Below are 19,942 nucleotides of genomic sequence, written 5' to 3' on the forward strand. Positions count from 1 at the left end.
TCTCAGGTGCGGGGTGTCGGACGGGAGGGGGACGCCTACACGTCCAGGAAGCGCACGTCCTTGGCGTTGCGCGTGATGAACGACCGGCGGGCCTCGACGTCCTCGCCCATCAGGACCGAGAACAGCTCGTCGGCCTGGGCGGCGTCGTCCATCGTGACCTGGCCCAGCAGCCGGTTCGCCGGGTCCATCGTGGTCTCCCACAGCTCTTCGGCGTTCATCTCGCCGAGACCCTTGTAGCGCTGGATCGCGTCGTCCTTGGGCAGCTTCTTGCCGGCCTCGACACCCGCCTGGATGACGGCGTCGCGCTCGCGGTCGGAGTACGCGTACTCCGGCTCGGAGCGCGGCCACTTGATCTTGTACAGCGGCGGCCGCGACAGGAAGACGTGGCCGTGCTCGATCAGCGGCGCCATGAACCGGAACAGCAGGGTGAGCAGCAGCGTGGTGATGTGCTGGCCGTCGACGTCGGCGTCGGCCATCAGCACGATCTTGTGGTAGCGCAGCTTCTGGATGTCGAACTCGTCGTGGATGCCGGTGCCCAGCGCGGTGATCAGCGACTGGACCTCGGTGTTCTTGAGGACGCGGTCGATGCGGGCCTTCTCGACGTTGATGATCTTGCCGCGGATCGGCAGGATCGCCTGGTACATCGAGTCCCGGCCCTCCTTGGCCGAGCCGCCGGCGGAGTCACCCTCGACGATGTAGAGCTCGCACTCCGACGGGTTGGTCGAGCGGCAGTCCTTGAGCTTGCCGGGCAGGCCGCCGATCTCCAGCGCGCCCTTGCGGCGGACCAGGTCACGCGCCTTGCGCGCGGCCATCCGGGCCTGCGCCGAGGAGATCGACTTGTTGATGATCGTCTTCGCCTCGGTGGGGTTGCGCTCGAACCAGTCCGCCAGCCACTCGTTCGACGTCTGCTGCACGAACGTCTTGGCCTCGCTGTTGCCCAGCTTGGTCTTGGTCTGGCCCTCGAACTGCGGCTCGGACAGCTTGATCGAGACGATCGCGGCGAGCCCCTCGCGCACGTCGTCACCGGTCAGGTTGGCGTCCTTCTCCTTGAGCAGCTTCTTGTCGCGCGCGTACGCGTTGACGACGCGGGTCAGCGCGGCGCGGAAGCCCTCTTCGTGGGTGCCGCCCTCGTGGGTGTTGATCGTGTTGGCGAACGTGTAGACCGACGGCGTGAACCCGGTGTTCCACTGCATCGCGACCTCGACCTCGAGGCCGGTGCCCTTGGCGTCGAAGGAGATGACGCTGGGGTGGATCGGGTCCTTGCTGCCGTTGATGTGCTTGACGAAGTCCTCGAGCCCGCCCGGGTAGCAGTAGGTCTTCTCCTTGACCCGCGCGACCTTGCCCTCGGCGTCCTCTTCGGTCTCCTCGTCGGCGACGCGCTCGTCGCGCAGGGACAGCGTCAGCCCCTTGTTGAGGAACGCCATCTCCTGGAGGCGGCGCGAGATGGTCTCGAAGTTGTACGTCGTGGTCTCGAAGATGTTCTTGTCGGCCCAGAAGGTGATCGTGGTGCCGGTCTCCGACGCCGGGCCGAGGTCCTCGAGCGGGCCGGGCACCTGGTCGGTGTACTCCTGGCGCCAGCTGCGGCCGCCGTACTTGACCTCGGCGAGCAGTTTCGTCGACAGCGCGTTCACCACCGAGACGCCGACGCCGTGCAGGCCGCCGGACACCGCGTAGGAGTCGCTGTCGAACTTGCCGCCCGCGTGCAGCACGGTGAGCACGACCTCGAGGGTCGGCTTCTGCTCCTTGGGGTGCATGTCGACCGGGATGCCGCGGCCGTCGTCCACGACGCGGACCCCGCCGTCGGCGAGGAGGGTAACCTCGACCTTGGTGGCGTGCCCGGCCATGGCCTCGTCGACGGAGTTGTCGACGACCTCCTGGACGAGGTGGTGCAGCCCGCGTTCACCGGTGGAACCGATGTACATGCCGGGGCGCTTGCGGACCGCTTCGAGGCCTTCGAGCACCGTGATCGACGACGCGTTGTACTCGCTCTTGTTCTCGGTCACCGGCGTTGTTTCTCCTCGTCTCGCCCGAGCGGACGCTCGCTCCCTCCCAGTGTACTTGGCCGCGTCCGCTGGCATGCGGCAAGGACACCCCTGAGCGCGTCACAGACGGACGAAATCGGTCCGAGCCGAGTCTTGACGTATTTCAGGAGGTCTGGATGCGTTCTCGGGGCATTCAACCGAGCATCGCGCAACCCGGGTCAGCCGTACGTGTCACGCGGGCCGCGCCCCGGCACGTGCCGGGGCCCTTTCCGCCAGCTCGGGGCGGTCGGACCCTGGATCCGCATGCGCTTGACGACGCCGTTGCCGACCCCCGCCGCGATCTTGGCCAGCAGCTTTCCCTGCAGCAACCGCAGCTGAGTCGCCCACGCCGTGGAGCTGGCGCGGACGGTGAGCTCGCCGTCCTTCAGGGCGACCGGCTGGGCGTGTTCGGCGACGTCTTCGCCGACCAGCCGCCCCCACTGCGCGAAGACGCGGGCGCCGGAGACGCTCTCGTTCCAGCCGCGGTCGGCGACCAGCCGGGAGACGAGCCGGCCGAGCGGCTGCGGGTCACGCGCGTCCGCGCCGGGCCCTGACCAGCGACGACGCCGCGGGTTCTGGCCGCCGCCGATCGACGGCCGTCGTCGTCCCGGCGGGGCGCCCCGCTCCTTGGCCTTGGCTTTCGCGGCCTCGAGCGCGGCGTGCGCGAGGTCGCGTCCCGTGGTCGGCGGCTCGTTCGGCCCAGCGTCACCGTCACGCTCAGTACCGGTGGCGGTTTTGGCGTCGTCCTTGGGCATTTTGCGCCACCCATCCGGCCGCACGGTCACGCGGGGCGATAACTCATTCACCGTGTTATCCACACTGTCCACAGGTTTGTCCCCAGATCGGGTGCGATTTGTGTCGCCCGTCACACGCGGTGCTCGACCGGCGGGTTCAGCCACGCGTGATCTCCCCATCCGCCACCACGAACCGGCTCCCGGTCAGCTCCCCCGGCACGTCTTCGTCGACCGCCGCGGTCACCAGCACCTGTTCGGCGCTCGCGGCCACCTCGGCCAGCCGGGCCCGGCGCTTGCGGTCCAGCTCGGCGAACACGTCGTCGAGCAGCAGCACTGGCTCGCCGGCTTCCCCGCGCAGCAGCTCGTAGCTGCCGAGCCGCAGGGCCAGCGCGAACGACCACGACTCCCCGTGGCTCGCGTAGCCCTTGGCCGGCGCCTGGCCCAGGATCAGCTCCAGCTCGTCCCGGTGCGGGCCGACCAGGCTGATCCCGCGCTCGAGCTCGGCCTTCCGGGCTTCACCGAGCGCCTTGAGTAAGACGTCTTTGAGGACTTCGGGTTGCGCCCGCTCGCCATCCGGTACGCCGTACGTCTCCGGTAGCGCGTCACCCAGCGAAGACCGGTAGGAGATCTTCGCCGGGCGTGAGTCCGGCGCGACTCCCATGTACGCCGAAGCCGCGTACGGCGCGAGGTCCGCGACCAGGTTCAGGCGCGCGGCCAGCAGCTCCGCGCCCGCCACCGCGAGGTGGTCGTCCCAGACTTCGAGCGTCGAGAGCGCGTACGGGTCTTCGCGGCCCGTACGCCGTTTCCCGGCCGTCTTCAGCAGAGCGTTGCGCTGCTTCAGCACCTTCTCGTAGTCCGCCCGGACCCCGGCGTACCGCGGCGCGCGCAGCACCAGCAGCTCGTCGAGGAACCGGCGTCGCTCACCCGGATCGCCGCGCACGAGCGCCAGGTCCTCCGGGGAGAACAGCACCGTGCGCAGGATCCCGAGCACGTCCCGCGGCCTGCCGACCGCACCGCGGTTGACCCGGGCGCGGTTCGCGCGCCCGGCGGTGATCTCGAGCTCGACGGTCAGCTCGCGGTCGTCGTTGACCACCGCGACGCGCACCAACGCGCGCTCGCAGCCGTGCCGGATCAGCGGCGCGTCCGTCGCGACGCGGTGCGAGCCCAGCGTCGCGACGTACCCGATCGCTTCGAGCAGGTTGGTCTTGCCGCGACCGTTCTGGCCGACCAGCACGGTCGGCCCCGGTTCCAGCGCGAGATCGGCCTGCGGCCAGGAGCGGAAGTCGGTGACCTGCAGGTGACGCAGATACACCAGGAATCCTCTACCCGCCGACCTTCTTCACGGCGTGCCCGCCGAACTGGTTGCGCAGCGCGGCGACCGCGCGCATCGCGGCCGAGTGCTCCTGGCGCGAGGCGAACCGCGCGAACAGCGCGGCCGAGATGACCGGCGCCGGCACCGCGTTGTTGATCGCCTCTTCCAGCGTCCACCGGCCCTCGCCGGAATCCTCGACGTAGCCCTCGAGGTCGTCCAGCTCCGGGTCTTCGTCGAGCGCGCGTACGAGCAGGTCGAGCAGCCAGGACCGGACGACCGTGCCGCGCTGCCAGCCCTTGATCACCGCGGGCACGTCCTTGACGACCTTCGCGGCCTCGAGCAGCTCGAAGCCTTCGGCGAAGGCCTGCATCATGCCGTACTCGATGCCGTTGTGGATCATCTTCGCGTAGTGCCCCGCGCCGACGTCGCCGGCGTGCGAGAAGCCTTCTTCGCGCGGGCCTTCCGGGCGCAGCGCGTCGAAGATCGGCATCGCCTTCTCGACGTCGGCGGCCGCACCACCGACCATCAGGCCGTAGCCGTTGTCCTTGCCCCACACGCCACCGGACACGCCGCAGTCGAGGTAGCCGATGTTCTTGGCCGCCAGCAGATCGGCGTTCAGCTTGTCGTCGGTGTACTTCGAGTTGCCACCGTCGATCACCATGTCGCCCTCGGCGAGGAGGTTGCTCAGCTCGGTGACGGTCTGCCGGGTCGGCTCGCCAGCGGGCACCATGATCCACACGATCCGCGGGGCGTCCAGTTTGGACACGAGGTCTTCGAGCGAAGTCGTGTCGGTGACGTCCGGGTTGCGGTCGTAGCCGACCACCTCGTGACCGGCCGCACGCAGCCGCTCACGCATGTTGAAGCCCATCTTGCCCAGGCCGATCAGACCGAGCTGAACCATGAGATCCCCTTACGTGCTAACGAAAAGTTGCGGGTCAGCCCGGCAGGCGGACCGGCATCAGGAGGTACAGGTAGCCGGGGACGACGTTGCCCTCGGCGTCGGCGGGCTTGATGAGCGCGGGGCGGTTCGGCGTGGTGAACGTCAGCTCCGCCCGGTCGCTGTGGAGCGCGCCGAGGCCGTCGACGAGGTAACCCGGGTTGAACGCGATCGTCACCGGCTCACCTTCGTACTCGACCTGAAGCTCTTCTTCGGCGCTTCCCTCGTCGTCGCCGCCCGCGGACAACCGCAGCGTGTTGTCCCCGAACTCCAGTCGTACCTGAGTCCCCCGCTCCGCGACCAGTGAAACGCGCTTGATGCTCTCGGTGAGAGCGGACACGTCGATGACCGCGCGTGAGGTGTGCGACGCGGGCAGCAACTGGCGGTACGGCGGGAACTCCGCGTCGAGCAGCCGGGTCGTCGTGTAGCGCCCGGAACCGGACAGGCCGAGCAGGCCCTCGCCGCTGGCGAGCGCGAGGCGGATCGTGGCGCCGCTCGCGCCGAGCGTCTTCGCGGCTTCGGCGAGCGTGCGCGCCGGGACGAGCACCGCGGCGTCGGCCAGGCCCTCGGCGGGCTGCCAGGTGAACTCGCGCATGGCGAGCCGGAAGCGGTCCGTCGCGACCAGGGTCAGCGAGCTGCCGGAGATCTCGAGCCGCATGCCGGTCAGCATCGGCAGCGTGTCGTCCTTGCCGGCGGCGACGACGACCTGGGTGACGGCCTGGCCGAACGCGTCGCCCGCGAGCTCGCCCGCGAAGGCGGGCTGGGACGGCAGCTGCGGGTAGTCCTCGACCGGCATGGTCGGCAGGGAGAAGCGCGCGCTGCCGCACGTGATGGTGGCGCGCGCGCCGTCGACGGAGATCTCGACCGGCTGCGCGGGCAGCGCCTTGGTGATGTCGGCGAGCAGGCGCCCGGACACCAGCAGGCGGCCGCCGTCGGCGATCGTCGCCGGGACGCCGACCGTGGCGGAGACCTCGTAGTCGAAACCGGAGACCGTCAGCGCGTCGGTGTCGCCGTCCGAACCGGCGTCGAGGAGGACACCGCCGAGGACCGGCACGGGAGGCCGGGAGGGGAGGCTTCTGGCCACCCACGCGACGGCGTCGGCGAGCCCGTCACGCTCGACGCGGATCTTCATGCGCGCATCCTTTCGACGACCGAGCGCTGCCGGCTCGGGCCAGGCCTCGTTCTCGCGGGACAGTGACCGGCTGCCCCCTCCGGCCGGTCCGCCCTCCGCGATCAGCGGCCGGAGCACGGACCAGGTGCAGGCGTCCACGTTAGGCCGTCGCGGGGGCCGCCGTCACCTCGGCCTCCCCTTGACTTTGTCGACTTGCCGACACGATCTCGCGGCTGTCCCCAACTTCGTCCTCCGCCTGTTTTTGTTTTGTTCTCTCTTAGAAGAGATCTAAAGGCAGTAGCAGTAGTAAGCGGTGTGGATTGTGTGGATCGAGCTCGTTCGCGCAGGTCGGAGCGCTCGCGGGCATGTGGGTAACCGTGGTGGCGGACCTGTGGGCAGATCGGGGCGTCCGTGGATGGTTTCGGGCGACCCCCGATTCGTCCACAGCTGTCCCCAGTTGTCCCCACGGTTGTCCCCAGGTGTGGGGCGTTCCGTCCCCAGGGTCTGGGGGTGCGCGGAGGCCTCCGAATCGCCCTACCGAGTGATCGGCCCGTCCTGTGCACACAATGTGGGCAACCTGTGGAATCAGCGTGGACAAGGGTGTGGATTCCCTGTGGATCACCTGTGGGCGGGATGTGGACGGTTTCGGCGTCGTCGCTGCTGGGAGATCCGTTGGCACTGTGGGCAATCCGCCCACACCATGGGGAAACTTCCTTGTGTACAAACAATTTCCGCGAGTTTGGCGAAGCGTGCGTACGCGCCTTCGCTGCTTCGCGCGCGTACGCGTGCTTCGGACACTCCAAAGACGACTAAGGGGCGTCCACATTGAGCGGACGCCCCGAAGTCGTTGCGGGATAAGGGATGTGCTACTGGCGAGCGCGCTGCTTTATGCGCGACGTCAGCTCCTGCACCTGGTCGTAGATGCGCCGGCGCTCGGCCATCTCCTTGCGGATCTTCTTGTCCGCGTGCATGACGGTCGTGTGGTCGCGGCCGCCGAACGTCTGCCCGATCTTCGGCAGCGACATGTCGGTCAGCTCGCGGCAGAGGTACATCGCGATCTGGCGGGCCGTGGCGAGCGCCTTCGTCTTGCCGGGGCCGCACAGGTCGTCGAGCGTCACGTCGAAGAACTCCGCCGTGACGCCCATGATGGTCGGCGCGGTGATCTCCGGCGCGTGCGAATCCGGGATCAGGTCCCGCAGCACGATCTCGGCGAGGCCGACGTCGACCGGCTGCTGGTTCAGCGACGCGAAGGCCGTGACGCGGATGAGCGCGCCCTCGAGCTTCCCGGATGTTCGCCTCGACGCGCGAAGCGATGAACTCCAGGACCTCACCCGGCACCGCCAGCCTGTCCTGCGCCGCCTTCTTCCGGAGGATCGCGATGCGCGTCTCCAGCTCGGGCGGCTGGATGTCGGTGATCAGGCCCCACTCGAACCGCGTCCGCAGCCGGTCTTCCAGCGTTTCGAGGCGCTTCGGCGGGCGGTCGGAGCTGACGACGATCTGCTTGTTCGCGTTGTGGAGGGTGTTGAAGGTGTGGAAGAACTCTTCCTGCGTACCTTCTTTGCCTTCCAGGAACTGGATGTCGTCGACGAGCAGGATGTCGATGTCGCGGTAGCGCCGCTGGAAGGCGACCTTGCGGTCGTCGCGCAGCGAGTTGATGAAGTCGTTCGTGAACTCTTCGGTCGAGACGTACCGGACGCGCATGCCGGGGAACAGCCGTTGCGCGTAGTGGCCGACCGCGTGCAGCAGGTGCGTCTTGCCGAGCCCGGACTCACCCCAGATGAAGAGCGGGTTGTACGCGCGGGCCGGCGCTTCGGCGACGGCGACCGCGGCGGCGTGCGCGAAGCGGTTCGACGCACCGATGACGAAGGTGTCGAAGGTGTACTTCTCGTTCAGCTTCGTCTTCGACGTCTGCGGCTGCGCCGGCGCGGTGTAGGGCTGGCCGGCGATCGGCTGCCCGGAGAACGTCGGCCAGATCTCGTGGACGGCGGCGAGCGCCTCGCCTTCCTCGTCCACTTCTTCGTCGGTGTCGTCTCCGTCGTCCGGCTTCGCCGCGACGGACTGGTGCGGCGGCATCGGGGGCATCGGCTGGGCGGGCTCGGGACGCGGCGGCGGCATCATCGGCGCGCCGTTGCCCGGCAGCGGCGGAGCGGGCTCGGGGCTCGCGCCGTTTTCCACCCGGCCGGGTGACGGCGCGTAGCGGGGCGCGGGCGCCGGGGCGACGGCCTCGGCGCTGTCCACCTTCACCGCGAGCGAGATGGCGCGGCCGAGCCGCCGGGACAGCGCGTCGGTGATCGCGCCGCGCAGACCGCGTTCGATCGCTTCCTTCGCGAAATCGCTGGGGGCCGCCAGGAGGGCGGTGCCGTCGAGCAGGCCGATCGGGCGCGTCACCCGCATCCAGGCGCGCTGCTGGGGGGACAGGGTCCCGTCGGACAGTTCGCGTACCACCTGTTCCCAGATGACGCCCAGATTGTGCTGGTGCTCCGACACCTGTCTGGCTCCCCTCCCCTCGTCGGCGTGGACGGCCGAACGCCCCTGGTCACGCGGTCCGGCACTCCCGGCGGACCCACGTGCGCACCGGCACAGCGAATATCCACATAGTTGTCCACAGCTGTGCACTAATGTACGGCGACCCGCGGCGACGCCACCTGCGGGCTCGTCGTACGCCGGTGGGCACTCCACCACCCGGATACTCGTGCACCTCGACCGGTGACCCGAGAGAGGCACGCTAACAAGCCCCGCCCGCTGCCACAAGGCATCCTGGGCCGCCAGCATTTCACGGTGTACGGCGTGTTGCCATTCGGTGCCGCGGCGGTGAGGATCCCGGCCCCCGGAGCCGGTCGCGGACCGTGGCCGAGGGGGTGCTTACCGGCCGCCCGACGGGGGTGCGTACCCTCGTAAGGTCTCCCGTATGCGACGGGTGCGTTTCGCGCGCCCACGTTGTCGTCGCTCGTCGTGACGAGGCCACACGTTGGTAGGAGACACCAGAGACTGCCGTGCGCCCGCACGACACGCCAGGTGGGGGAAGAGATTCTTCCCGCCCGACGCGACACACAGGAGAAGCAGTGAGCAAGGGTAAGCGCACCTTCCAGCCGAACAACCGCCGCCGCGCGAAGACCCACGGGTTCCGCCTGCGCATGCGGACCCGCGCCGGCCGGGCCATCCTGGCGGCCCGCCGTCGCAAGGGCCGCGCCGCGCTGTCCGCCTGATCCGCTCGTCGGGGCGCGCCGTGCTGCCGGCTGCCGCACGTCTGCGGCGGAGTGAGGACTTCCGCGTGGTTCTCCGTCGCGGGTCCAGGGCAGGCAGGCGTCGCCTCGTCGTCCACGCGCTGACCACGGACCCGTCCGGGGCCGCCGACACTGTGCAGTTCGATGGCACGGTGCCGGCGGCCAGGGCGGGTTTTGTGGTGAGCAAGGCCGTCGGCAACTCGGTGGTCCGCCACCGCGTCACCCGGCGCCTGCGTCACCTCGTTTCGGCCCGCCTCGGAACCCTGCCCGCCGGCAGTGCGTTGGTCGTACGGGCATTGCCGCCGTCCGCGTCCGCGTCCAGCGCCGAGCTCGGAGCCGATCTCGACGCCGCGCTCCGCAGGCTGGGGCTTCTGTCGTCGCGCCGTCCGGCCGGGGATGTCCCCCGCCCGACGCGTCCCGCGGACGCGGCCCCCGACCACGGATCAGCGGTGTGACCGGCATGCGAGCCACCCCCGAGCACGACTCAGCACACGCGCACGTCCACGACGACGCTGCCGAGCCCCCGCGGCCCGGCCCCGTCGCCTGGGTCCTGTTGCTCCCCATCAAGCTCTACCGCAAGGCGATTTCGCCCTTCCTCCCCCCGGCTTGCCGGTTCTACCCGAGCTGCAGCGCGTACGCAGTCGAAGCCCTGACCCGGCACGGTGCCGGCCGCGGCTCCTACCTCGCGCTGCGCCGGCTGCTGCGCTGCGGCCCGTGGACCCCGCCCGGCCGTGACCCCGTGCCCGAGAAGTTCTCGTGGCGCCACCGCGGACCTGAAACACCGATCGAGGAGTAGCTCAGTGCTCGACTTCATCTACTACCCCGTGTCCTTCATCCTCTGGTGTTGGCACAAGGTCTTCGGGTTCGTCTTCGGGGAATCGACCGCGGTCGCCTGGATCCTCGGCATCATCTTCCTGACGTTCACGGTCCGCGGCATCATGTTCAAGCCGTTCGTGAACCAGGTCCGGTCGATGAAGAAGATGCAGGACTTCGCGCCGGAAATGAAGAAGATCCAGAAGAAGTACGCGAACGACCGGCAGCGCCAGGCCGCGGAGATGCAGAAGCTCCAGAAGGAGCACGGCGTCAACCCGCTGGGCAGCTGCCTGCCGATGCTGCTTCAGATCCCGGTCTTCATCGGCCTGAACCACGTCCTGCGCGCGTTCACGATGCCGCCGCCCGGTGGCGGGCCGAAGACCGAGAACTACTTCTTCAGCCAGCACGACGTCGAGTCGTACGTCAACGCGAAGCTCTTCGGCGTCAACCTCGGTGAGGCTGTCTACAACGGTGTCGGCGTCGTCAGCGGCGGGGCCACGAACGTCGGCTTCCACTGGGGCGTGCTCCCGGTCGCGCTGCCTCTGATGATCGTCGCGTCGATCGCCACGCACCTCACCGCGCGCCACTCGGTGGCCCGGCAGAACGCCGCGTCGGCCACCCCGCAGACCGCGATCATGAACAAGCTGACGATGTACATCTTCCCGCTCGGTGTCCTCGTCTTCGGTGCCCTGTTCCCGCTCGGCCTCCTCTTCTACTGGCTGGCGAACAACGGCTGGACCCTGATGCAGCAGCGCCTCGTCTACACGAAGATCGACAAGGAAGAGGCGGCCCGCAAGGCGGAGGCCGCGGAGAAGCGCGCGTCGCTCGGCCCGAAGCCGGGTCAGAAGCCGACCGCGCCGAAGGTCGGCCAGAAGCCGGTCCAGCAGAAGAAGAACCAGCCCGCGCAGACCGGTGGCCAGAAGAAGGTCACGAAGGCCGGCTCGGCGCACGGCTTCGCGCAGACCACCCCCGCCACCGCGTCCGGTGACGGCGACAAGGCCCCGGCCGACACGAACGGCCAGAACGGTTCGAAGGACAACGGCACGGGCGTGCCGGGCCTTCTCAAAGACTCGACCAGGAAGTCGGGCCGGAAGCGCCGCTGAGGCGCGACCGGTTCGGAGAGGAGACGAATGATGTCGGAGACGATCGACACGATCGAAGCCGATCAGGACGACGTGACCCCGGCGACGGCCGCTTCTGCGGACACAGTGGTGGAGCAGAAGGCGGGAGGCGACGACGACATCCTCGTGCGGGAGGGTGACATCGCCGGCGACTACCTCGAGCGCCTGCTCGACCTGCTCGACTACGACGGTGACATCGACCTGGACGTGGAGGCGGGCCGCGCGATCGTGAGCATCGACGGCGGCGAGGACCTCGAGAAGCTCGTCGGCCCCCGCGGCACGGTGCTGGAAGCGCTGCAGGAGCTGACCCGCCTGGCGGTCCAGCAGGAGACGGGTTCGCGGAGCCGCCTGATGCTGGACATCGCGGGCTGGCGCGCGGACCGCCGTGAGGAGCTGAAGGAGCTCGGCCGGTCGACGGCGGAGTCGGTCCTCCAGAGCGGCGAGCGGGTGCGCCTGCAGCCGATGAGCCCGTTCGAGCGCAAGGTGGTCCACGACGCGGTGGCGACGGTCGCCGGGGTCACCAGCGAGAGCGAGGGCGAGGACCCCAAGCGCCGGGTGGTCATCTTCCCGGAGTCCTGAGCCCTGGTTGCTTGGAGAGCGGCCCCATCCGACTGGTTCGGGTGGGGCCGCTTCTTTGTGTGCGGCGCGGCTGGGTCGGGCGAATTACACGCGTGATGTTTCACGTGGAACCGGCGGCGAGCGCGACCGGGCGAGTGGAGTTGTCCACATCTTCGGACTGTCGGCTCGTCTTCTCCGGTTCATCGGGGACAATCGAACGAGCGCGGTTTCACGTGAAACCGGCGGACGAGGAGTAGACGGAGTGAGCTTGGAGCAGGCGGCGAAGCGGGTGTTCGGAGAGCACGTCGACCAAGCCGCTGGGTATGTCGAACTCCTGGAACGTCACGGCGTGGAGCGCGGGCTGATCGGGCCGCGGGAGGTCGAGCGGCTGTGGGAGCGGCACGTCCTCAACTCGGCCGTCATCGGAGAGCAGATGCCCGAAGGCGCCCGCGTCGTCGACGTCGGGTCCGGCGCGGGGCTTCCGGGAGTACCGCTCGCGATCGCGCGACCGGACCTCGATATCGTCTTGCTCGAACCGATGGCCCGCCGGGTGGACTGGCTGGCCGAGGTGGCCGAGAAGCTGGAACTCCCGATCACCATCGTCCGTGGACGCGCGGAGGAGCGGCCTGTGCGTGAGCAGCTCGGTGGCGCCGACATCGTCACCGCTCGCGCGGTCGCCCCGCTCGCCCGGCTCGCGGACTGGTGTCTCCCGCTCGTCCGTCCCGACGGCTTCCTGGTCGCCCTCAAGGGCGCCAGCGCGGCGGACGAGATCGATCGGGACGGCGCCGCCATCAAGAAGGCCGGCGGGGCCGATCCACTGATCGTCGAGTGTGGTGCCGCAGTACTAGAGGTCCCCAGCACGGTTGTGAAGATCCGTCGCCTGCCGGCCGCGACCAAGCCCAGGGCACGGAGCAAGAAGCGCTAACGGGCCGCGATGTTCCACGTGAAACGACGCGACTCGACCACCGACCAGACGTCTACATGGAGGAGGTGTCGAGACCGGTGAATCCCCCGCCGTCCGACTCCACGGAGACCACCCCCGACGTGGGCTGGACCCCGATCGCCGAAGAAGCCGCTCGCGCCGCGCGTCTGCTGCACCCCAAGGAGGGCGAGCTCCCCCGGCCCGGCCGCCGTCGGGTGCTGACCGTCGCCAACCAGAAGGGCGGCGTCGGGAAGACCACCAGCACGGTCAACCTCGCCGCCGCGCTCGCCGTCCACGGGCTCAAGACGCTCGTCGTCGACCTCGACCCGCAGGGCAACGCGAGCACCGCGCTCGACGTCGACCACCGGTCCGGGACGCCCTCGATCTACGAGGTGCTCATCGGCGAGGTGACGCTCGCGGACGCGGCGCAGCCCACCGAGCAGTCCCCCAACCTCTTCTGCGTCCCCGCGACGATCGACCTCGCCGGTGCGGAGATCGAGCTCGTCTCGATGGCGTCCCGCGAGTCCCGGCTCAAGGAGGCCATCTCCTCGGAGATCCTCAACGAGATCGGCGTCGACTACGTCTTCATCGACTGCCCGCCCTCGCTCGGCCTCCTCACCGTCAACGCGATGGTCGCCGCGCAGGAGGTGCTCATCCCGATCCAGTGCGAGTACTACGCGCTCGAAGGTCTCGGGCAGCTGCTGAGCAACATCGAGCTCGTGCAGCAGCACCTCAACCGCGAACTGCACGTCTCGACGATCCTCCTCACCATGTACGACGGCCGGACCAAGCTGGCCGACCAGGTGACGAACGAGGTGCGCAACCACTTCGGCGACACGGTCCTGAAGACCGTCATCCCCCGCAGCGTGAAGGTGTCCGAGGCGCCGGGGTACGGCCAGACCGTCCTCGCTTACGATCCGGGTTCGCGCGGTGCGATGAGCTACGTCGACGCGGCGAAGGAGATCGCCGAGCGCGGTGCCAAGTTGGAAAGGGGTAGTTCGACATGACCGAGCGCCGAGGAGGGCTGGGGCGCGGCCTCGCCGCCCTGATCCCGACCGGGCCCGCCGCCGGCGGGCCCCTGCCCGCGCCCGGTGACGGACCCGCGGACAAGAAGACGGCCGAGGACAAGGGCTGGTTCGCGGCGAACGGTCAGGCGAAGCAGCACAGCGGCGAGGTCGCCGGCGCGGTCTACCGCGAGATCCCGGTCAGCTCGATCAAGCCGAACCCGAAGCAGCCGCGCCAGGTCTTCGACGAAGACGCGCTCGCCGAACTCGAACACTCCATCCGCGAGTTCGGGCTCATGCAGCCCATCGTCGTCCGCGAGCTCGGCAACGACGAGTACGAGCTCGTCATGGGCGAGCGGCGCCTGCGCGCGTCGCAGCAGGCGGAGCTCGAGGCGATCCCGGCGATCGTCCGGCAGACCGCCGACGAGTCGATGCTGCGCGACGCGCTCCTGGAGAACATCCACCGCGTCCAGCTGAACCCACTCGAAGAGGCGGCGGCGTACCAGCAGCTGCTCGACGAGTTCGCCGTCACGCACGAGGAGCTGGCGAGCCGGATCGGCCGCAGCCGTCCGGTCATCACCAACACGATCCGGCTCCTCAAGCTCCCCCTGCCGGTGCAGCGCCGGGTCGCGGCGGGCGTCCTGTCGGCCGGGCACGCGCGTGCGTTGCTGTCGCTGGAGGACGCCGAAAGCCAGGAAGAGCTCGCCGCGCGGATCGTCGCGGAAGGCATGTCGGTCCGGGCGACCGAGGAAGCCGTCACGCTCAAGAAGAGTGAGAAGCCGGCCAAGCCGAAGCCCGCGCCGCGCAAGCCGATCCAGGCGCCCGGGTTGCAGGAACTCGCGAACCGGCTTTCGGACCGCTTCGACACCCGCGTGAAGGTCGACCTCGGCCGCCGGAAGGGGCGGATCGTACTCGAGTTCGGCTCGGTCGACGACCTCGAGCGGATCGTCGCGATCATCGACGCGAACGAGGCAAATCGGACACCGGATTCCGATTAGGGATCACCCCGGGGTGTTTCGTCACGGTGATGATTGCGGAGGGATCACTCCGCCGCGACGCTGAGCAACGGGGGAAGAAGTGTGGGATCCGACCGGTTCGCTCGGTCGCGCGCTCTGGATCGGCGGTGCGCAGTGGGCGGGGAAGTCGACCGTCGCCCGGCTGCTCGCCATCCGGCACGGGCTGACGGCGTACCACTACGACTTCCACGACGCGCGCGCTCACAACGATCGCTTGATCGCCCGCGGCGGGCCCGCGCGTGATCCGGAACGGCTGTGGGTGCGCTCGACTCCGGAGGAGATGGCGGCCGCGGCGCGCGAGGTTTTCGCGTTGCGGTTCGAGTGGGCCCTCGACGACTTGCGCGCGCTCGTCTCCGGCCGGCCGATCATCGCGGAGGGCTGGGGGTTGCGACCCGAGTTCGTCGCACCACTGCTCGACTCTCCGCGCCGGATGGTGGTGATGGTGCCGACCGAGGAGTTCCGGCAGCACCAGCTGAGCACCTTGCCGCGCGCCGCGAAGTTCACGCCGAACGTCAGCGACCCCGTGCGGGCTCAGCGGAACCGCATCGCGCGAGACCGCCTGCTCGCCGAGGACGCCGTTCGTCGCGCACGCCGGCTGGGCATCCGAGTGCTGGAGATCGACGGCTCTGCGGACGCCGAAGCCGTGGCCGACACGGTGGCCGGCCACTTCGGCTTGGCCTAGCGGGAGATCGCGCGCGCGATCAGGTCGGCGAACACCGCGCCGAGCGACTTGCCCGCCGCCTCGATCGCCATCGGCACCGTCGACGTCTCGGTGAGGCCCGGCGACGGGTTCACCTCGAGGAAGTGCACCGTGCCGTCCGGCGTCACGACCGCGTCGGTGCGGGAGATGTCCCGCAGCCCGAGCACGCGGTGCGCGGCGACCGCCAGCTCCGCCACCGCCTTGGCCGCGGCGTCGTCGAGGCGGGCCGGGGTGAAGAAGTCCGTCAGGCCGGCCGTGTAGCGGGCCGTGTAGTCGTACACGCCGCTCTCCGGCACGATTTCGACCGCCGGCAGGGCCTCGGGCCCGTTCTCGCCCTCGATGACCGTCACGGCCACCTCGACTCCGTCCACGAACCGCTCAGCCAGGACCGTGTCGCCGTACGCGAAGCAGCCGACCATCGCCGCGGGCAGTTCCGCCGCTTCGCGGACCACCTGGGTGCCGAGCGCCGAGCCGCCCTGGTCCGGCTTGAGGATCAGCGGGAGGCCGAGGCGCTCCACCATCGCGTCGAGCACCGCCTGGGCGCCGAGCTCGCGGAACGTGCTGTGCGGCAGCACCACCCAGCCCGGCGTGACGAACCCGGCGTTCTGCAGCAACGCCTTCGCGGTCGGCTTGTCCCACGCGCGGCGGCAGCCCTGGGAGCCGGTGCCGACGAACGGCACGTCCAGCATCTCCAGAACCGTTTGCACCGAACCGTTTTCGCCCTCGCCACCGTGCAGGGCGACGACCACCGCGTCCGGCCGCTGCGTGCGCAGCCGCTCCAGCAGACCCGCGTCGGTGTCCCACTCCTCGATGCCGAGGCCTTCGGACTTGAGCGCCGCGGAGAGCCGTCGCCCGGACCTCAGCGAGACGTCGCGTTCGTGCGAAAGCCCGCCGGCGAGCACGGCAACGGTACGGTCGACCACCGTGGAAACTCCTTAGTGACAAAGAAAATCAGACCGTGTCCGGATACGGCGTCTGCGGTCCTTGGATCTGGCGCGTGCTCACGTTACCGAAGGTGCGGGCGAGGTCCATTTCGGACTCCAGCACCGCGGCCAGCCGCCGCACGCCCTCGCGGATCCGCTCCGGCGTCGGGTAGCAGTAGGACAGCCGCATCTGGCGGCTGCCGAAACCGTCGGCGTAGAAGCCGGTTCCGGACGCGTACGCCACCCGCGCGGTCACCGCGCGCGGCAGCATCGCCTTCGTGTCGACGCCTTCCGGCACCGTCACCCAGACGTAGAACCCGCCGTCCGGCTTGGTCCACGAGCAGCCCGGCGGCAGGTACTGGTCGAGCGCGGACAACATCGCGTCACGCCGGTCGCGGTAGTTCTCGCGGAACTTCTTGATCTGGCCCTTCCAGTCGTGCGTGGCCAGGTAGCGCGACACGATCATCTGGTTGAAGGTCGGCGGGCACAGCGTCGCCGATTCCGCGGCCAGCACGAGCTTTTCGCGCACGGCGTGCGGCGCGAGCACCCAGCCGACGCGCAGGCCGGAGGCGAACGTCTTGGAGAACGACCCGAGGTACACGACGTTGTCGGGGTCGGTCGAGCGCAGCGCCGGGTACGTCTGGCCGTCGAAGCCGAGCAACCCGTACGGGTTGTCTTCGACGACGAGCACGCCGTGTTCGCGGCAGATCTCGAGGATCTCCGCGCGGCGCTCCACGGCCAGCGTGACGCCGGCCGGGTTGTGGAAGTTCGGGATCGTGTAGAGGAACTTGACCCGGCGGCCCGCCTTCTCCGTCTGCGCGAGCGCCTCGCGCAGCAGCTCGGGGACGAGGCCGTTGTCGTCCATGGCCACGTGCACGACCTGCGCCTGGTACGCGGCGAACGAGCCCAGCGCGCCGACGTACGAGGGGCCTTCGGCGATCACGACGTCACCCGGGTCGCAGAACAGCCGCGTGACCATGTCCAGGCCCATCTGCGAGCCGACGGTCACCACGACGTCGTCCGGGTGCGCCTTGATGCCTTCCAGGGCCATGATTTCGCAGATCTGCTCGCGCAGCACCGGGACACCGTGCGCCGAGCCGTACTGCAGTGCGACGAGGCCGTCTTCCGCGATGATCTCCGCGACCTGCGCCGACAGCGTGTCGAGCGGGAGCGCCGCCAGGTTCGGCATGCCGCCCGCCAGCGAAACCACCTCCGGCCGGCTGGCCACCGCGAACAGCGCCCGGATCTCGGAGGCGGTCATCCCGGCGGTGCGCGCGGCGTACCGCTCGAGATGCGGGTCGAGGTTCTGGCGGCCGCTGTGCGGCTTACTGGGGCGGTTCTCGGTCATCGACGATTCACCCGGGGCTCGGTTGGCAGATTCCTTCGAGTGTAACCGGGCACCCATCCGGACCCCCTGGGCTTTCGGCGCTCGTCACATCGGCCTATCCTCGACCGTGGCCCCCGTGTTCGTGCTGTGGTTTCGCGCGGCTTGACGGCCGGGCGGCCGGTCGGGAGCGCAGGTCAGGGAGGTCGCGGGTGTCGCGTCGCGTCGTGGGCGTCACACTGGACAACCTGGAGCACCTGCCGAAGAGCTGCCGCCGGTGCGTGTACTGGGAGCTCGCCCCGCACCTCAAGCACCAGGCCGAGGAGTTCGGCGCGACCGAGGTCGAGAAGGAAGCCTGGGTCTCGAGCGTGCTGCTCGAGTGGGGTTCCTGCGGCCGCATCGTCTACAGCGACACGCTGCCGGTCGGGTTCGTGCTGTACGCCCCGCCGAACGCCGTCCCGCGCGCGCTGGCCTTCCCGACGTCCCCGCCGAGCGCCGACGCCGTGCTGCTGACGGCGTTCCAGGTGCTCCCCGAGTTCCGCGGTGGCGGGCTCGGCCGGATGCTGGTGCAGGCCGTCGCGAAGGACCTCACCAAACGCGGGGTGCGCGCGATCGAGGCGTTCGGCGACGCGAAGCCCGAAGAGCAGGACCCGGACGGCGGGCACAGCTGCGTGCTGCCCGCGGGGTTCCTGCAGAGCGTCGGGTTCAAGACCGTCCGACCCCACCAGAAGTGGCCGCGCCTGCGCCTGGAGCTGCGCTCGGCGATCACCTGGAAGGAAGACGTCGAGGCGGCGCTGGAACGCCTGCTCGGCCAGGTGACGATCACCACGGCCGAGCCCAGCCTCGGCCGCGCCTGACCCCTCCGCAAACGCTTGCGCCAGGGCATGAGCGTGCCCGAAATGCCCGTGTGCACAACTGTGGAAGAAGTGCCGAGTTATCCACAGAGCGCTGATAGGGGCGGTGGACAAGCTGTGGAGAACTGCCCTTGAACCTGGGGACGGCACGCGCGCGTCCCCAGGTGTGGTGGGGCAGGTGAAGGTGAGCCGCTAGGGGTTGTGGTCGGCCCTATTCGGCCTTCGCGAGCTCGTGCGCCAGGACGTCGGCGAACGTGAACGTTCCCGTCGGCTGGTCGCCCTCGCCGAGGAGGTACAGCCGCTTGACGGCGATCAGGATGCCCTCCGCGACGATGTCGCGGAACGCCGGGTCGCCGAGCTTGCGGGCGTCGTCCGGGTTCGTCAGGTAGCCGATCTCGACGCGGACCGCGGGGCAGCGGGTGCGCGTGAAGATCTCCCACGTCTTGTAGTGGGTGCGGCAGTCCAGCATGCCCGTGCGGGCCGCGACCTCGCGCTGGATGAAGCCCGCGAGGAGCTCACCCACCGTCGACGTCGTGCCATTCCCGGTGCCGAAGTGGAAGCTCGCGATGCCCTGGGCCCGCGGCGAGCGGTTGCCGTCGCTGTGCAGGGACAGGAACAGGTCCGCGCCCGCGTCGTTCGCGAAACGCGCGCGCTCCAGCTCGGTCGGGCTGTGGTTCGGGCCGCGGGAGATCAGCGCCTCCATGCCCGTGGCCTTCATCCGGCCTTCCAGGCGGCGCGCCAGGTCCCAGGCGATGTCCGCCTCGCGCAGGCCACCGGCGACGACACCCAGGTCGTCACCGCCGTGGCCGGGGTCGATCACGATGCGCTTGCCGCGCAGCCGCGGCCCGGCCTGGCGCACCTGCTCCTGCTCGCGCAGGAACACGGGACGGCCGCCGCGGGCGCGCGGGGAGGACAGGCGGTGCAGCTCGCGGATGGTCGCCGGGCCGCACATGCCGTCCGGCGTCAGGCGCATGTCGCGCTGGAACGTCTTGAGGGCGCGCTCGGTCTGGGGGCCGAAGTAGCCGTCGGGGCGGCCGGCGTCGAAGCCCAGCTCGGTCAGCCGCTCCTGGAGCGTGAAGACGTCGTCGCCGTGCACCGGGGAGGCGATCATGTAGGACAGCGGACGGCTGCCCAGGTGGTAGCTGGCGCCCTTGAGGGCCTGGAACGTCGCCGGGCCCACGACCCCATCGGTCATCAGCCCACGGCGCTGCTGGAAGGCACGGACGGCGTGCTCGACGGCGACGTCGAACGTGCCGTAGTCGTCGGTACCGGTGACCGGCGGGAGCAGGTCCATCCCGGCCAGGATGGACCTGATCTCGGCGACGTCCGGACCGGCGTCACCGCGGCGGAGTACCCGCATGCACTCCT

The 19,942-nt window shown here is 69.7% G+C and carries 18 protein-coding genes and 1 pseudogene; 10 read left to right on the forward strand and 9 right to left on the reverse strand.

Annotation, left to right across the window (positions count from 1 at the left end; all coding sequences use genetic code 11):
• Nucleotides 1-35: 35 nt before the first annotated feature.
• From gyrB to dnaA, 6 genes and pseudogenes are all read right to left on the reverse strand, one after another.
• On the reverse strand, nucleotides 36-2,003 hold the full coding sequence (gene gyrB / locus QP939_RS13605) for a DNA topoisomerase (ATP-hydrolyzing) subunit B (RefSeq protein ID WP_285457113.1): 1,968 nt from the start codon (nucleotides 2,001-2,003) through the stop codon (nucleotides 36-38).
• A 197-nt stretch (nucleotides 2,004-2,200) separates the two neighbouring features.
• Nucleotides 2,201-2,776 (reverse strand): DciA family protein, encoded by a 576-nt coding sequence (locus tag QP939_RS13610; RefSeq protein WP_285457114.1) that lies wholly within the window; start codon nucleotides 2,774-2,776, stop codon nucleotides 2,201-2,203.
• A 136-nt stretch (nucleotides 2,777-2,912) separates the two neighbouring features.
• On the reverse strand, nucleotides 2,913-4,067 hold the full coding sequence (gene recF / locus QP939_RS13615) for a DNA replication/repair protein RecF (protein WP_285457115.1): 1,155 nt from the start codon (nucleotides 4,065-4,067) through the stop codon (nucleotides 2,913-2,915).
• A 10-nt stretch (nucleotides 4,068-4,077) separates the two neighbouring features.
• Nucleotides 4,078-4,968 (reverse strand): phosphogluconate dehydrogenase (NAD(+)-dependent, decarboxylating), encoded by an 891-nt coding sequence (gene gnd, locus QP939_RS13620; protein ID WP_285457116.1) that lies wholly within the window; start codon nucleotides 4,966-4,968, stop codon nucleotides 4,078-4,080.
• A 34-nt stretch (nucleotides 4,969-5,002) separates the two neighbouring features.
• Nucleotides 5,003-6,136 (reverse strand): DNA polymerase III subunit beta, encoded by a 1,134-nt coding sequence (dnaN, locus tag QP939_RS13625; protein ID WP_072475326.1) that lies wholly within the window; start codon nucleotides 6,134-6,136, stop codon nucleotides 5,003-5,005.
• Between the two features lie 845 nt (nucleotides 6,137-6,981).
• Nucleotides 6,982-8,602: pseudogene (gene dnaA / locus QP939_RS13630) on the reverse strand (chromosomal replication initiator protein DnaA).
• Nucleotides 8,603-9,177: 575 nt separating this feature from the next.
• Here dnaA and rpmH point away from each other — a divergent pair.
• From rpmH to QP939_RS13675, 9 genes are all read left to right on the forward strand, one after another.
• Nucleotides 9,178-9,321, forward strand: a complete 144-nt coding sequence (rpmH, locus tag QP939_RS13635) for a 50S ribosomal protein L34 (RefSeq protein WP_043787046.1) — start codon at nucleotides 9,178-9,180, stop codon at nucleotides 9,319-9,321.
• 20 nt (nucleotides 9,322-9,341) lie between these two features.
• Entirely contained in the window at nucleotides 9,342-9,794 is a 453-nt protein-coding gene (gene rnpA / locus QP939_RS13640; protein ID WP_285457118.1) for a ribonuclease P protein component, read from the forward strand.
• A 5-nt stretch (nucleotides 9,795-9,799) separates the two neighbouring features.
• On the forward strand, nucleotides 9,800-10,135 hold the full coding sequence (gene yidD / locus QP939_RS13645) for a membrane protein insertion efficiency factor YidD (RefSeq protein ID WP_285459737.1): 336 nt from the start codon (nucleotides 9,800-9,802) through the stop codon (nucleotides 10,133-10,135).
• A gap of 4 nt (nucleotides 10,136-10,139) precedes the next feature.
• Complete coding sequence (yidC, locus tag QP939_RS13650) at nucleotides 10,140-11,255, forward strand: membrane protein insertase YidC (protein ID WP_285457119.1); 1,116 nt, start codon at nucleotides 10,140-10,142, stop codon at nucleotides 11,253-11,255.
• 30 nt (nucleotides 11,256-11,285) lie between these two features.
• Nucleotides 11,286-11,852: a Jag family protein gene (locus tag QP939_RS13655; RefSeq protein WP_285457120.1), complete on the forward strand. Its 567-nt coding sequence runs from the start codon at nucleotides 11,286-11,288 to the stop codon at nucleotides 11,850-11,852.
• Nucleotides 11,853-12,093: 241 nt separating this feature from the next.
• Complete coding sequence (gene rsmG / locus QP939_RS13660) at nucleotides 12,094-12,756, forward strand: 16S rRNA (guanine(527)-N(7))-methyltransferase RsmG (RefSeq protein ID WP_285457121.1); 663 nt, start codon at nucleotides 12,094-12,096, stop codon at nucleotides 12,754-12,756.
• 77 nt (nucleotides 12,757-12,833) lie between these two features.
• Nucleotides 12,834-13,760, forward strand: a complete 927-nt coding sequence (locus QP939_RS13665) for a ParA family protein (RefSeq protein WP_160697572.1) — start codon at nucleotides 12,834-12,836, stop codon at nucleotides 13,758-13,760.
• Nucleotides 13,757-14,755, forward strand: coding sequence for a ParB/RepB/Spo0J family partition protein (locus QP939_RS13670; RefSeq protein WP_285457123.1), 999 nt, complete (start codon nucleotides 13,757-13,759; stop codon nucleotides 14,753-14,755). The genes QP939_RS13665 and QP939_RS13670 overlap by 4 nt, the downstream gene beginning before the upstream one ends.
• Before the next feature lie 79 nt (nucleotides 14,756-14,834).
• Entirely contained in the window at nucleotides 14,835-15,455 is a 621-nt protein-coding gene (locus tag QP939_RS13675; RefSeq protein WP_285457125.1) for a hypothetical protein, read from the forward strand.
• On the opposite strand, the gene QP939_RS13680 is transcribed toward QP939_RS13675, so the two are convergent.
• Entirely contained in the window at nucleotides 15,452-16,396 is a 945-nt protein-coding gene (locus QP939_RS13680; RefSeq protein ID WP_285457126.1) for a D-alanine--D-alanine ligase family protein, read from the reverse strand. The genes QP939_RS13675 and QP939_RS13680 overlap by 4 nt on opposite strands.
• Before the next feature lie 28 nt (nucleotides 16,397-16,424).
• Nucleotides 16,425-17,744 carry an aminotransferase-like domain-containing protein gene (locus QP939_RS13685; protein ID WP_285457127.1) on the reverse strand — a complete coding sequence of 440 codons (1,320 nt, stop codon included), beginning with the start codon at nucleotides 17,742-17,744 and terminating at the stop codon, nucleotides 16,425-16,427.
• A 188-nt stretch (nucleotides 17,745-17,932) separates the two neighbouring features.
• Between QP939_RS13685 and QP939_RS13690 the strand changes: the two genes are divergently transcribed.
• Complete coding sequence (locus tag QP939_RS13690; protein ID WP_285457129.1) at nucleotides 17,933-18,577, forward strand: GNAT family N-acetyltransferase; 645 nt, start codon at nucleotides 17,933-17,935, stop codon at nucleotides 18,575-18,577.
• A 208-nt stretch (nucleotides 18,578-18,785) separates the two neighbouring features.
• Here QP939_RS13690 and QP939_RS13695 read toward each other — a convergent pair whose 3' ends face one another.
• Nucleotides 18,786-19,934 (reverse strand): N-acetylmuramoyl-L-alanine amidase, encoded by a 1,149-nt coding sequence (locus QP939_RS13695; protein ID WP_285457130.1) that lies wholly within the window; start codon nucleotides 19,932-19,934, stop codon nucleotides 18,786-18,788.
• Nucleotides 19,935-19,942: the final 8 nt, after the last annotated feature.

Origin of the sequence: Amycolatopsis nalaikhensis (assembly GCF_030264295.1) — a bacterium.
In the GTDB taxonomy this organism is placed as follows: domain Bacteria; phylum Actinomycetota; class Actinomycetes; order Mycobacteriales; family Pseudonocardiaceae; genus Amycolatopsis; species Amycolatopsis nalaikhensis.

Coding starts and splice junctions, on each gene's coding strand:
- QP939_RS13610 (WP_285457114.1), bottom strand. CDS start 2,776: ATGCCCAAGGACGACGCCAAAACCGCCACCGGTACTGAGCGTGACGGT.
- gnd (WP_285457116.1), bottom strand. CDS start 4,968: ATGGTTCAGCTCGGTCTGATCGGCCTGGGCAAGATGGGCTTCAACATG.
- dnaN (WP_072475326.1), bottom strand. CDS start 6,136: ATGAAGATCCGCGTCGAGCGTGACGGGCTCGCCGACGCCGTCGCGTGG.
- yidD (WP_285459737.1), top strand. CDS start 9,800: ATGCGAGCCACCCCCGAGCACGACTCAGCACACGCGCACGTCCACGAC.
- QP939_RS13655 (WP_285457120.1), top strand. CDS start 11,286: ATGTCGGAGACGATCGACACGATCGAAGCCGATCAGGACGACGTGACC.
- QP939_RS13670 (WP_285457123.1), top strand. CDS start 13,757: ATGACCGAGCGCCGAGGAGGGCTGGGGCGCGGCCTCGCCGCCCTGATC.
- QP939_RS13685 (WP_285457127.1), bottom strand. CDS start 17,744: ATGACCGAGAACCGCCCCAGTAAGCCGCACAGCGGCCGCCAGAACCTC.
- QP939_RS13695 (WP_285457130.1), bottom strand. CDS start 19,934: ATGCGGGTACTCCGCCGCGGTGACGCCGGTCCGGACGTCGCCGAGATC.